The 13656-nt window shown below is 59.7% G+C and carries 9 protein-coding genes; 4 read left to right on the forward strand and 5 right to left on the reverse strand.

Translation table 11 applies throughout. The annotated features are described in order from the left end of the window. The first annotated feature begins 352 nt into the window (after positions 1–352). From metN to rfaH, 4 genes are all read left to right on the forward strand, one after another. Positions 353–1396, forward strand: coding sequence for a methionine ABC transporter ATP-binding protein MetN (gene metN / locus ACB034_RS16260; RefSeq protein WP_371173257.1), 1044 nt, complete (start codon positions 353–355; stop codon positions 1394–1396). Continuing rightward, a complete protein-coding gene (locus tag ACB034_RS16265) occupies positions 1377–2030 on the forward strand; it encodes a methionine ABC transporter permease (RefSeq protein WP_026457146.1) in 654 nt (217 codons plus the stop codon). Before metN ends, ACB034_RS16265 begins: the two co-directional genes overlap by 20 nt. Positions 2031–2055: 25 nt before the next feature. Further along, positions 2056–2856, forward strand: coding sequence for a methionine ABC transporter substrate-binding lipoprotein MetQ (metQ, locus tag ACB034_RS16270; RefSeq protein ID WP_026457147.1), 801 nt, complete (start codon positions 2056–2058; stop codon positions 2854–2856). A gap of 96 nt (positions 2857–2952) precedes the next feature. Continuing rightward, positions 2953–3453: a transcription/translation regulatory transformer protein RfaH gene (gene rfaH / locus ACB034_RS16275; protein WP_042028240.1), complete on the forward strand. Its 501-nt coding sequence runs from the start codon at positions 2953–2955 to the stop codon at positions 3451–3453. Positions 3454–3578: 125 nt separating this feature from the next. Here rfaH and ACB034_RS16280 read toward each other — a convergent pair whose 3' ends face one another. From ACB034_RS16280 to arcB, 5 genes are all read right to left on the reverse strand, one after another. Further along, positions 3579–4790 carry an EAL domain-containing response regulator gene (locus ACB034_RS16280; protein ID WP_338611779.1) on the reverse strand — a complete coding sequence of 404 codons (1212 nt, stop codon included), beginning with the start codon at positions 4788–4790 and terminating at the stop codon, positions 3579–3581. Next, positions 4783–9009, reverse strand: coding sequence for an ATP-binding protein (locus ACB034_RS16285; RefSeq protein WP_371173258.1), 4227 nt, complete (start codon positions 9007–9009; stop codon positions 4783–4785). Before ACB034_RS16285 ends, ACB034_RS16280 begins: the two co-directional genes overlap by 8 nt. Before the next feature lie 224 nt (positions 9010–9233). Continuing rightward, positions 9234–9446, reverse strand: a complete 213-nt coding sequence (locus tag ACB034_RS16290) for a hypothetical protein (protein ID WP_026456921.1) — start codon at positions 9444–9446, stop codon at positions 9234–9236. 321 nt (positions 9447–9767) lie between these two features. Further along, positions 9768–11132: a dGTPase gene (gene dgt / locus ACB034_RS16295; RefSeq protein WP_371173259.1), complete on the reverse strand. Its 1365-nt coding sequence runs from the start codon at positions 11130–11132 to the stop codon at positions 9768–9770. A 32-nt stretch (positions 11133–11164) separates the two neighbouring features. Further along, positions 11165–13477 (reverse strand): aerobic respiration two-component sensor histidine kinase ArcB, encoded by a 2313-nt coding sequence (arcB, locus tag ACB034_RS16300; protein WP_224211072.1) that lies wholly within the window; start codon positions 13475–13477, stop codon positions 11165–11167. Positions 13478–13656 lie beyond the last annotated feature (179 nt).

Raw genomic sequence — 13656 nt, forward strand, 5'->3', positions numbered from 1 at the left:
GTAAAAAGATAGGGCGGGGCGTGCATAGGTGCTTCAAACGAAGCAGAACAAAAAGGTCGTGCAAAATCCAATATAAATGACATTAAAGCCAGGATTTCCATGTTAAATTCGGATTGATAGCCACATTTATGAATTCAATATTTAGCCCCTCTTCGCCACAAAACATCATCTCGGGAACGGCATCTATTTCTTCAGTTTTTTAGCCGTCTAGATGTATAAATGGTCGTTGACATGGCCATCCAGACATCTTAGCATCATCCTCCATGATGGCAGTGTCACCCAGTGAAACCTCTGCCCAATTCACCCGCCTGTAGCGCCCTGTGCTTTAAGGCTGTTAGCACGGAAGAATCCCATGATTAAGTTGATCGGTCTCAACAAAGTCTACGGTAAAGGCAGTGATGCCGTGCACGCCCTGCGTGATGTCAGCCTGCATGTGCCGCAAGGCAAAATTTTCGGGGTGATCGGTGCCTCCGGTGCCGGCAAGAGCACCCTCATTCGTTGCGTCAACCTGCTGGAGCGTCCGACAGAGGGCCAGGTCATCGTCGATGGCCATGATCTGGTGACCCTGAGCGAACGGGACCTGACCCAGGCCCGCCGCCAGATCGGGATGATCTTCCAGCATTTCAACCTGCTCTCCTCCCGCACCGTGTCTGCCAACATCGCCTTCCCGCTGGAACTGGCGGGCTGGAGCAAGGATAAGATCCAGCATCGGGTCGCCGAGTTGCTGGCGCTGGTCGGGCTGGAAGCCCGTGCCCACGCTTATCCGTCAGAGCTCTCCGGCGGCCAGAAACAGCGTGTCGCCATCGCCCGTGCCCTGGCACCGGCGCCCAAGGTGCTGCTGTGCGATGAGGCCACCTCGGCCCTCGACCCGCAGACCACCCGCTCGATCCTGACTCTGCTCAAGGAGATCAACGTCAAGCTGGGGCTCACCATACTGCTCATCACCCACGAGATGGACGTGGTGAAGGGGATCTGCGACGAAGTGGCCATCATCAGCGATGGCCGCCTGATCGAACAGGGCGAAGTGGCTTGGTTCTTCAGCAATGCCAAGACCCAGCTGGCACGGGATTTCATCCACTCCACCATTCACCTGGAAGTGCCTCAGGAGTATCAGGATCGGATGAGTGCCGAGCGAGTGCCCGCCAGCTATCCACTGGTGAAGCTCGGCTTTACCGGCAGCACGGTCGACAGCCCGCTCATCTCCGAGGCGAGCCGCCGTTTCAACATCGACATCAGCATTCTGAGTGCAGACATCGAGTACGCCGGTGGCGTCAAGTTCGGTTTCCTGCTGGCGGAGCTGTTCGGGGATGAAGCCCAGTGCGAGGCGACCCAGCAGTTCTTCATCGACAACCACATTCAGCTGGAGGTAATGGGTTATGTCCGAAGCCATGATTAATCTGCTGTTCACGGCCCTGGGCGACACCCTCATCATGGTGTTTGCCTCCGCCCTGTTTGGCTGCCTGCTCGGCCTGCCGCTCGGCGTGGCGCTACATGTCACCAAGGCGGGCCAGATCCTGGCCAACCCTGTGCTCAACAGCACCCTCGGCATGGTGGTCAACATCGGCCGCTCGGTGCCCTTCATCATCCTGCTGGTGGCCATCATTCCGCTGACCCGGCTGATCGTCGGCACCAGCATCGGTACCGTCGCCGCCATAGTGCCGCTCACCATAGGCGCCGTGCCCTTTATCGCCCGCCTGGTGGAAGGGGCCCTGATGGAGGTGCCGGACGGCCTGCTGGAAGCGGCCAAGGCCATGGGCGCCAAGCCCCTGCAAATCATCACCAAGGTGCTGCTGCCCGAGGCCCTGCCCGGCATCCTCAACAGCGTCACCATTACCCTGGTGACCCTGGTCAACTACTCCGCCATGGCCGGTGCCATCGGTGGGGGCGGTCTGGGTGATGTGGGTATCCGTTACGGCTACCAGCGATTCGACCCGACCGTCATGCTGGTCACCGTGGTTATCCTGGTTGTGCTGGTTCAACTCATCCAGAGCGCAGGTGAACGCCTGGTCAACAAATACGATCATCGTTAATCGTCGATTTCTAACAGGAGGTTTTATGAAATTTGGCATCAAATCCGTTGCGGCTGCCCTGCTGGCTGGCCTGGTACTGGCCGGCTGTGGCCAGAAAGAAGAGAACAAGAGCCTGAAGGTAGGCGCCATCGCCGGCCCTGAGACCGAGCTGGTCGAAGTGGCCGCCAAGATCGCCAAGGAGAAATATGGCCTGAACGTCGAAGTAGTGACCTTCTCCGACTACGTCACCCCGAACGTGGCGCTGAACGATGGCAGCATCGACGTCAACGCCTTCCAGCACAAACCCTATCTGGATGCCCAGATCCGTGATCGCGGCTTCAAGCTGGTGCCGGTCGGCAACACCTTCGTCTACCCGATCGCCGGTTACTCCAAGAAGATCAAGGCGCTCTCCGAGCTGCAGGATGGTGCCCAGATCGCAGTACCGAACGACCCGACCAACCTGGGCCGCTCCCTGATCCTGCTGGAGAAGCAGGGCCTGCTGACCCTGAAAGAGGGTGCCGGCCTGGAAGCCACCGTACTGGATATCACCAACAATCCGCGTAACTTCAAGATCGTCGAGCTGGAAGCCGCCCAGCTGCCCCGCTCCCTGGAAGACGTGGATCTGGCCATCATCAACAACACCTTCGCCGGCCAGATCGGTCTGACCCCGAGCGAAAACGGCCTGTTTGTTGAAGACAAGGAGTCCCCCTACGTCAACCTGATCGTCGCTCGCGAGAACAACAAGGATGACGAGAAGGTCAAACAGTTCGTCCAGTCCTTCCAGACTGACGATGTCTACAAGAAAGGTCAGGAGCTGTTCAAGGGCGGCCTGGTCAAAGGCTGGTAATCATCCATTCGGTAAAAAAGGCCACGCTTTGCGTGGCCTTTTTATTAAGCGCCGCTATCATATCCGCGAGCACGGCAACACGAACATACTGATCACATGAAAAAATGGTATCTGGCCTACTGCAAGCCAAAAGAAGAGGCCCGCGCCCGCGCCCATCTCGATGCCCAGGGTATCGAATCCTATTACCCCATGGTGGAGATCGAGAAGCTGCGCCGGGGCAAGCGGGTTCCCGTTCGGGAACCCATGTTTCCCAACTACCTTTTTATCTTCGTCGATCTGAACGAAGTCACCCCCATCACCCTGAAGTCGACCCGCGGCATCAGCCGGATCATCCACTTCGGCAGCGAATGGACACCCATCAACAGTGCGCTTGTCTATCAGCTGATGAGCAAGGATGACAGTGACGAGGCGAGAGCCAGTTACGCCAGGCTGCCCAGCCAGGGGGACAAGGTGAAGATAGAGACCGGTCCCTTCGCCGGTTTTGAAGCCATCTATATGGAACCCGATGGCGAGAAGCGGGCCATCCTGCTGGTCAACCTGCTCAACCAGGAGACCCCCTGCAGCCTCGAGAACGCCACCTTCCGCCGTCTCGATTAGCCGCGATAACGCCAGGTGGCGGCTTGCTCCGCCACCGCTCTCAACCCTGCCGACCCTCTTTCCCGCCAACCTTTCTCATTCGGCACCAACCGCATATCCAGCCCACAGGTCAGGCACAGCCCCCATCAGCCAGACAGCAATGCTGGCAAGCGTTCCAACCAGGCTGCATGCCAGTTTTTCAGCTCGTGACGGGGCATCGGCCGGGCGGAGAAAAATCCCTGGCAGACATCGCAGCCCAGCGCAGCCAACTGGCGCCAGGTCTGCTCGTCTTCCACTCCTTCCGCAACTGACTTGAGCCCCAGTTTACGGGCCAGTTCGATGCTGGATTCGATAATGGCCAGACGGGAAGGATCGGCATAGCAGCGATCCACAAAGGATCGATCCAGCTTCAACTCGGTAAACGGCAGCAGCGCCAGCTGCTGCATGGAGGAGTAGCCAGTACCGAAATCATCGATGGAGAGGCCAAAACCGTGCATGCGCAGACGCGTCAGCACCTCCAGGGACTTGCCCAGATCCTGGACGAAAGAGCTCTCGGTCACCTCCAGGGTGATCAACTCGGGATTGATGCTCCAGCGTTGACACTGGTTGATGAGGGAGTGGCAGAGATCCCCCTCGATCAGGGATGTCGTGGAGAGGTTCATCGACAGATTCAATGACAGACCCGTCTCTTCCCAGAGATGACCATCACGGAGCGACTTGCTGATGATGACCTCGGTCAGTTGATCGATGAGCCCATTGTTCTCCGCCAGGGGAATAAAACGGGCGGGAGAGATCATGCCATATTCCGGGTGCTGCCAGCGGGCCAGCGCCTCCATGCCCACCCACTCGCCGGTCACAAAGCTCACCTTGGGCTGGTACCAGGGCAGGATCTGATCCCGCTCGAGGGCCAGTTGCAACTCGACGACGTCGATGCCGTACCCCTCTTCGCTATGTTGTGGCTCTTGTCCGGGGGACCAGGTGTCGATCAGTTGCCGGATCTGCTGCGGACTTGAGGGCTTTTCGAGCCGCCCCAGCACTTGCAGGCCATAGGCGGCACTCATTCGCAGCACTGCCGCCACCACGTCATCCTCCAGTGCACTGGAGAGGATGATGCCCCCCTTGAAGCCCCCCAGAGAGAGGCGGCGCAACAACGCCATGCCATCCATACCGGGCATGCGCAGATCACAGATAAGAATGTCGACCTGATGATGCTGGCAAAGCGCCAACGCCGAGAGGCCATCCTGCGCCTCCAGCAGTTGCTGATATCCGAGGCTGCGGATCTGGTGCAACAGGGTCTTGCGCTGGAAGGCGTGATCTTCCACCACCATGATAACCAGCTCATCTTCTCTCTTATTCATGGATCCACAGTCCCATTTCGCGTGTTACTTCATGCATGGCGGCATTCACACCGGCTGCCAACGCCTCGAGTTCATCCAGCTGTTTCAACCGGGCGGCCGACTCCAGCCTGGCCGCCTGTTCCGCCAGCGCGGCTTCACCGACCATGCGAGCGGCCCCCTTGATGCGATGGGCTATTTCCATCAATTCCCGGGTATCACGAGCCACCGTCGCTGCCATCATCTCTTGGCAATCAGCTTGGTTGGAGGCCAGATATTCTCGCGCCATGGCGCAGGCCAGGGCCTCATCACCAAACAGATCCCGCCAGCGGCTGGCTTGCTCAAGGGCAGAAGTCGAGTCGGCAGGCTCAGCTGCATTGGTGCCGCTTGCAGGCAACCACTTGGTCAGCAACTTGCGCAGCGATTCCAGTGCATAGGGTTTGATCAGCATGCCATTCATGCCGGCCGCCGTCATGCTCTGGGTCGCCTCCTCGGACGCATCGGCAGTCACCCCTATGATGGGGGCCTGCTCTCCCTGGCTGCGCAGGGTTCTCGCCAGGGTATAGCCATCCATGACCGGCATATGGCAATCGGTCAGCAGCAGGGCAAAACGCTGCCCTTGCCAGGCACGCAGTGCCTGCTCGCCATTATCCACCACCTCGCAGTCGACCCCAAGAATCGCCAGCTGGCGGACCAGCAAGGCCCGGTTCACCGGGTGATCATCGGCCACCAGCACACGGCCATCCAGAGTTGCCGTTGCTTCGTCCTGGCTTGGCTGTGCATGGTCGGCCAGCAGATCGCGGCACGTTTCCAGCAGCAGGTCCGGGTAGAGGGGGGATTGACCGAGTCGCCACCAGTGGCTGGTGCCAAGCCGCCCCCGCAGCGCCTCCCGGGGGGAGATAATTATCCCCTTGAGGCTGGTGTGCTGTAACCAGCGTTGCCATTCGCTGCCAAGCGCTCGCTCGAGGCTTTGTTCATCCGCCAGCAGCAAGCCTTCCAGCTCCCCATCTAGCTGGCTGCCATCAATGGGATGCAGGGTAGCACCGAAACGGGTCATGGTTGCCTGCAGCAGCGGATCATCACTGAGCAGCCACCAGTGGCTACCGGCCAGTGCCGGGGCATCCCACCGGCAGTCGGAGAGCGGGATGGTGAAGCTGAAGCTGGCCCCCTCACCGGCCCGGCTCGTGAGGGAGAGTGTTCCGCCCATTTTGCGCACCAGCTGATCGCAGATGGCCAGCCCCAGCCCGGTGCCGCCAAAGCGGCGATTGATGTCGGACTCCACCTGTTCGAACGGGGTAAACAGCAACCCTTGCTTCTCTTTGGCGATCCCGATCCCGGTGTCGCTCACCGTGATGACGAGGGCGCCATCGCGATAGCCAACCCGGATGCCGATGCTCCCCTGCTCGGTGAACTTGACCGCATTGCTGAGCAGATTGGAGATCACCTGCCCCACGCGAATGGCATCGAGCACTGCCTGGTCGGGGATCTGCGCCTCCCAGTGCAGCGTCACCTTCAACCCCTTGCCGTAGGCCTGGGCCGCATGGCCACGGATCACATCGCAGATAACGGACTGCAGGCGGCCGGGATGGTAATCGAGCTGGAACTGCCCCGCCTCCATCTTGGAAAAATCGAGGATGTCGTTGACCAGATAGAGCAGATTGTTGGTGGAGCTCTCCACATTGCGCAGCAGGTAGCGCTGATCCTCGTCGAGGGAACTCATGCGCAGCAGCTCCAGCATGCCGTGCATGCCGGAGATGGGAGTTCGCAGCTCGTGGCTCATGGTCGCCAGGAAGCGGCTGCGTGCCTGCATGGCCTGCTCGGCAGACGCGCGTGCCTCACGCAGCTCGAGCTCTTGCTGCTTGAGGGTGGTGATATCCTGCACCACACCGTTGAGGATCAGATCGCCACTATCCTGCGGGACGAAGTTGCCCCGCACCTGCAGATAGCGCGTCCCCGCAGGCGAGGGCACCATGACGTCCAGATCCAGTGGCGTCAGGACCATGGCATGGGCCGCCACCTCGCTGACGAACGCCTGCTGCATCTCCTCGCCGAGATCGAATACCGCCCCGCCAGGCTGGGCCTGCAACAGACTCTCCGCCGGTTTGCCCAGGATCTCTTCGGCGCCACGCGAAACATAGAGAAAACGCCCTTTCCCCACTCCCTGCCACAGATATTGGTATACGACCCCGGGCATGCTGTCGGTCATGTCCTTCAACCGGGTTTCGGCTTCACGCACCTTGCTTTCGGCCGCCTTGATGGCGCTCACATCGGTCAGCACCGTCAGTACGCCCTGGATGCTCCCATCCGCGGCGCGGTAGGGCAGTTTCACATAGATGACGTGGAACAAGGTGCCATCTCGATTGCTGCTCTGCCCCGCCCCGGCGATGACCTCACCGGTCGCCCAGATCTGGCGCTCCTCGTGCAGCATCTGCTCCCGCTCGTCCGGACGCATGTTGCTCCAGCCATCCCCCAGTTCGGCCCCGATGAAGGTCTCCCGATAGGCCTTGTTGCACAGGGTCAGGGTCTGCTGGCGATCCCGCAGCGCCACCATGTTGGGCAAGGAATCGAGCAGGGTCTGGACAAATACCAGTTGTTCGTTGAGCTTTTGCTCCGCCCGTTGGCGCTGGGCTATCTGGCGCCGCAGACTCCTGACCCAGATAAACGCCAGCGCGCCTATGACCACCACCCCGCCCAGAGAGAAGGCCAGCCAGCGGTAAAGCAGCGTATTGTCCTGCTCCATGTTGATGGAGATATTGAGCCATTTGCGCTCCAGCAGGGCCCACTCATCGTCGCTGATGGTCAGCAGCAACTTGTCCATGATGCGGGTCAATTCTGGCTGGCTGTGCGCCACCGCCATGCTGATCGGCGTGCCAAACTGGCTGCTGGCATAGACGACCTGGTACTTGTCGTTGAAGCCCTGCATCGCCTGACGACCGATGTTGGTCATAGTCAGCAGCACATAATCCGCTCGCCCGTCATCCAGCATCGACAGCAGCTCGTTATCCGTACTGGTCTGGACCAGGATGCCACCATTGGCATTGACCACAGAAGATTCGTAAGAACCCACCACACCACCAACCCGATGGCCACGCAAATCAGCGAGAGAGGCCAGGTTCTTGCTCCCCCGCTTGGCGACCACATACGAATTGAGCATCAGGAAAGGAGACGTAAAAGAGGCGTAGCCTCGCCGCTCGTCCATCACTGTAATGAGGGGGATAAGATCCACCTGCTGGCGGCGCAGCAGTTCGAGGGATTGGGTCCATGAGTCCGTTGGCGTCAACTCGAAGCGAATGCCGGTACGCAGGCTCAGCAGCTTCATCAGATCCGCCGCATAGCCGTGCAGCACACCTTCCTTGTCGATTTCACTGATCCCGGCGAAGGCCGGTGCCACCGCAAATCGAACCACTTCTCGCTTTTTCAGCCAGGCCCGCTCCTCTTCATCCAGCAGATGAGCGAGGCTGACGGGAGATTCATCCCTCCCCAGACGCAGCCTGGAATCGGTGATCGGCACCCGCTGGTAAGCCTCGAGCAGTCGATCTCTCAAGGCGATATTGCCCTTCCTGATCGCAATCGTCAGTACTGTGCCTTGCAACCACTCCGGATTGACGATCCCCAGCGGGCCGGACATGTGCTCCATGGCGTTCTTCAGCGCGGGCTCCAGACCCACATAGGCATCGGCCAGACCCAGTTTCACCCTGTAGCTGGCCTCGTCACGACTGTTGAGCTGGGTGACGTTCTCTATCCCCATCCTGTCCAGGATCTGGCAGGAACCAAACCCGCGCACACACACCCAGCTCAGTTTCTTTGCCTGCTCAAGGGTGAGCATCTGGGCAGGTTCTCGCAGCAGCACCACCCTGTCATAGCTCCCCAGATAGCCGACCTGACTGACTTCACGATGATCCAGGCTATCGCGCGGGATGCCAAACAGCGCATCCACTTTCCCGTCGATCAGCGCCTGCTGCGCCTCGACATAAGAGGCGTAGGGAACATAACGCACCTCTCTTTCCATCTCGGCGGCAATACGCAGGGTCAGCTCCCGCTGGGGCCCAGCATAATGACCGGCGGACATGGCATAGAGAAATGGTGGGTAGCCTTCCCGTGGTACCCCCACCACCAGTTCGGGTACGGATTGCTGCTCGACGGTACCGCTATCTTCATATGCAGACTGCGCCGCAGCGCTTAACGGACTGCTCAGAAGCAGCCACGCGAACCAGGCGAAGAAAAAGTGGCGAGAAAGAGGCATGAACGTCTTGTCCTGATGAGTGAAATCGATAATGCAGCTATCGCCCATCTTGCTGGCAATTGCACCACAAGGCGAGAAAACATACGCATCCGTCACAAACGGGGCCAAGAGGATAGAGGTATATCTAATAAAAGTGAATAAAAGGCCTACTTTTTATGGCAGAAAAAGTGACAGGCTCCGGCCTGTCACGCCACAGGATTTGGGGGGATGACTCCCCCCCTTGATCAGGTTATTCGATTCCCGAGCCGAAAGCCGGTTTGATACTCCCGCTCACGGACGTGAGTGACATGGGAAACCTGCCCCTCATACCCCTCCAGACCGATATCCTTGAGCAAGGCCGGCGAAAGATTGACCTGCGTCAGGCGACGCTCGACATGGGCGATCCGCTTCTGGACCAGGGACTCTACACTGCGCAGTAAAACCAGTTCGATTGACATGACATTCTCCAGTTGAACATGCGGTTCTCCCGGAGAAAGTGGACATCACCCTGCGGGACAACCGCGGGTGATAAAAATAAGCAGGGGTTACCTGTTTACGCCACGCGGTAAAAGAGCACGAGATTTCACGCTGCCATGGGTGCAGCGAGCAAATGCAACGTTGAGCATCAGATCTTGCATTTTCGTCTCCTTACCGGGTAAAAGTTGAACAGGTCGCAGCAGTCTAAAAAATCTTCACACCTAAAACAAGTCTCTCATGGCACCTTTTTTAAACACGTTTTCATTGGCAAGCCATGGCCATCACAAAAACCGGGATCGCCGTCAGATGCCGGACAACAGCCGGAACTCCTCCAGCGCATAGGTGTCCGTCATGCCGCTGACGTAATCGAGCAGCAGGCGCACCCGGTAATACCACTCCTGCTCCCCCTCGTCGGTAAAGCGTGCATCACGGGTCGCCACCGCCAGCCGATAGGCCTTGAGATGGCGTGCCGAGAGCCTGTGGTAGAGGCGCCGGGCGAAGAACAGTTCATTGCCCCCTTCCCCCGCCAGCAAGCGAGCAAACTGCCCGGCCGGCATTGCCAACAGGCAGGCGTAAGTAGAGAGCACCCCGCGCAGGGCGGCATAGCCTTCCAGCTCCAGCGCCTCCACCTCGGGGCGTCGGAACACCAGCTCGCGGGCCACCTGCTTGAGCATGTCGAGCACCCGCGCCGCCGGTGCCTGACCATGCAACAACGCCTGGGGATAACTGCCCCGCAGGATGGCATCGTGTTCATCCACGTAACTCTTTGCCGCGAGCGCCACCAGATCCCGGGTCAACTGCTGGCGAAAGTGGGGGAAAAAGCCCCTGCCGGAAGCCAGCGCATCATCGAGCAATCCGGACAGATAATCGCTCCCGTCTGCGCTGCGCAGCGCCGTCAACAGCTCGCCGAGGGTGAGGATGCGCCGATCCACCGCATCTTCCAGATCGGCGATGCAGTAGGAGATGTCATCGGCCGCCTCCATGATGTAGACCAGTGGATGGCGACAACCCTGGGCCAGCCCCAGGCTTTGGCCCAGAGCGCGATAGAGGGGCTGCTCGCTAAAGAAGATGCCCCGCTTGCTGCTCCAGCCATGATGCAGGCCATAGCTCACCCCGGCCTGCGGCTGCTGCGGGTATTTGCACAGCGCCGCCAGCTGCCCCAAAGTGAGATTGAGTTCGTGCAGGCTGTGCACCAGGCGCAGGCTCTGGGCATTGCCATCGAACAGCAGCAGATCCTGGCGCAGCTCCGCCCATTGGGGTGAAGGCGTCAGGCCCAAAGCTTGTTGATAGAGGGGATCGAGCATCTCGCCGAGCCACTGGCTCATCACCTGCTCACCGAAGTGACCAAACGGCGGGTTGCCCACGTCGTGCAGCAGACAGGACATCTCCACCAGATTGATAAAGGCCCCTTCACAAACCATTCCGGTCGACAAGGCCGCCAGAATACGGCGGCTGATCTGGCGGCCGGTCTCCTGCACCTCCAGCGAATGGGTGAGACGGCTGCGCACCGACGCTTTCACGTCGAGGGGAAAGACCTGGGTCTTCTGCTGCAACCGGCGCACCGGAGCGGCCTGCACGATGCGGGCACGATCCTGCTCGGTCGCCTCCAGCAGCTCCTCATCTCCCCAGGGGTGGATGCGCTCGGGGGTAATCAAACGGCGATACATAGGCGACTCCTTGCCAGCGGCTTTCATCGGGCTCAAGACAACAACCAGCGTCGCAAGCGGGCGATGTCACCCGGGTATTCGCGGCGCAGCGTCTCGATCCAGTCCTCGACATTCTCCCACCAGGCGGGGTGATCCGGGCTCTGGATCAACTGGGCCGTCTGCTGCAAACGGCGCAAACCGATAGAGCCCGCGGCGCCCTTGATCTTGTGGGCCTCCTCCACCACCCCGGCCTGATCCCGGGCAACCATGTTGGAATCGAGCACCGCCATGTAGTCCGGCATCATCTTCTCGAACAGCTCGACGCTGGAGAGCAGCACCGGCTTGCCGACGGTATCGGCGTAATCGGTGAGGAAGGGGATATCCAGCAGTGCATCCTGATTGCCGGCATCGGCCTGCTCGTCGGCTTCGTCTTCCGCCAGATCGGCAAACAGGTGGCCAATCACCTCCCGCACCGCCTTCGAACCCAGCGGCTTGTTGATCACATCCCGCATGCCGCGATCCAGATAATACTGGCGATCACCGGTCACGTTGGCAGTCAGCGCCACCATGGGCGGCAGGCTGTCACCATAACGTTCAAGCAGTTGGGCCGCCACATCGAAGCCGGTCATGTCCGGCAACTGGATATCGAGCAAAATCAGATCAAAATCATCGGGATTGGCCATCGCCAGCGCCTGACCACCATCCCGCGCCACCTGGACATGATGGCCCAGCTTGGTCAACAGGGCGCAGGCCACCGTCACATTGAGTTCCACGTCCTCCACCAGCAGGATGTCGAGAGAGGGCATCTCCTCCTCCTGCTCCGGCAATACGGGTTCGGCACAGGCCACTTCCAGCTCGGCGGTAAAGCAGGAGCCCTCCCCCGGTTCGCTGTCCACATAGAGCTGGCCACCCATGGCCTGCACCAGCTGACGGGATACCGCGAGGCCGATGCCGGTACCGGTAGCGTGTTTCTGACCCTGCACCTGATAGTACATGGCGAAGATCTTCTCCTGCTGGGCACGGGGGATGCCGACTCCGGTGTCTTCCACCTCGAAATGCAGCGCCAGCTTGCCCGGTTCGTCCGCCGGATGGGAGAGGCAGCGCACCGTCACCCCCCCCTCATCGGTAAACTTGACCGCATTGCCCACCAGGTTCCACAGCACCTGGCGCAACCGGGTACCGTCCGCCATCACGAATTGCGGCATGTCCCCATCCCGATCGAAGTGGAGATAGAGTCCCTTCTGCTCCGCCTGGATACGCGACAGTGTCTCCAGCTCGTCGAGGAAGGCGGGCAGGTCCAGACGGGCCGGGGCAATCTCCAGCCGACGTCGGTCCAGTTTGTCGAGATCTATGATGTCGTTGAAGATGTTGCCAAGGGTCACGGCGCTCAGGTGGATGGTCTTGAGCTGCTGATGCTGCTTGGGATCGAGCGGCGTATCCATCAGCATGCGGCTCAGGCCCACGATGCCGTTGAGCGGGGTGCGCAGCTCGTGGCTGATGGTGGAGATGAAGGTGGTCTTGTCGCGGCTCGCCTTCTCCAGCTTGTCCTGATACTGCTTGCGCTCGGTGATGTCACGACCGAAGCCAAGCAGACCGAGCCGCTTGCCGAACCGGTCGAAGAAGGGCACCTTGCGCAGCTCGAAGTAGGCTTTGCGGCCATCGGGATACTCCAGCCACTGTTCGTAGGTGAGAGGCTCGTTGCTGGCGAAGACCAGCTTGTCAGTCTCCACCACCTTGTTGGCGATCTCCTGCTTGTAGACGTCGAACGGGGTCAGACCGATGAGCTCGGCCTCCGCCTTGCCGGTCAGCTCCTCCATGGCGCGGTTGCAGCCGGAGAACTGTTCGTCTTCGTTGCGGTAGTAGACCAGATCGGGGGAACAGTCGATGAAGGAGCGCAGCAGGGCGGTGCGCTCCCCGAGATGAAGCTGGGCCTTTTCGCGCTGGAACACTTCGTTTTCCAGATCTTCAATGGCTTGCAGACGCAGACTCTCGGCCCGGTTAGTCTCGGCAATCTGGGCGTTGAGGCGACTGATGTTCTCCTGCAGCTGGCTGTTGAGCTCAAGATCCCGCTCGCGCATATCCTGCAGCTTGCGCACCATGCGGCTCAGTCGCTGACGGGAGTCCTCCAGCTGATCCACCACGATGGAGAGAAAATAGACGGCCCAGGGGGTGACCAGCAGGCCAAAGAAGACCGAGCGGACAAAGTCGATGACATCGATATTGCCGCGCAGGAAGAGGGTGACCCCCATCTGGATGGCGACGGCCAGCACGATAATGCCAGCGGCCAGGAACATGCTGAAGCGCACCAGTCCCAGCTTGGTCATCAGGTCGACGTAATATTGTGCCCAGGATTTGATCTGTTTCATCTTATTGTTATCCCCCGATATGCGCGGTACAGAATACCAGCACAACCCGGTGAACTCTTCTTATCTTGCTCAATTAATTAATGATTCCCTGAATAAAGAAGTAGGCTAGGATATTTGACCCGATTCAGTCAGTTGCCATTAAGGCTGGGTTTCTATAATCCCCGCCACTTAATTAAAAA

Source organism: Aeromonas sp. S18(2024) (assembly GCF_041402525.1).
GTDB classification, from domain to species: domain Bacteria; phylum Pseudomonadota; class Gammaproteobacteria; order Enterobacterales; family Aeromonadaceae; genus Aeromonas; species Aeromonas enteropelogenes.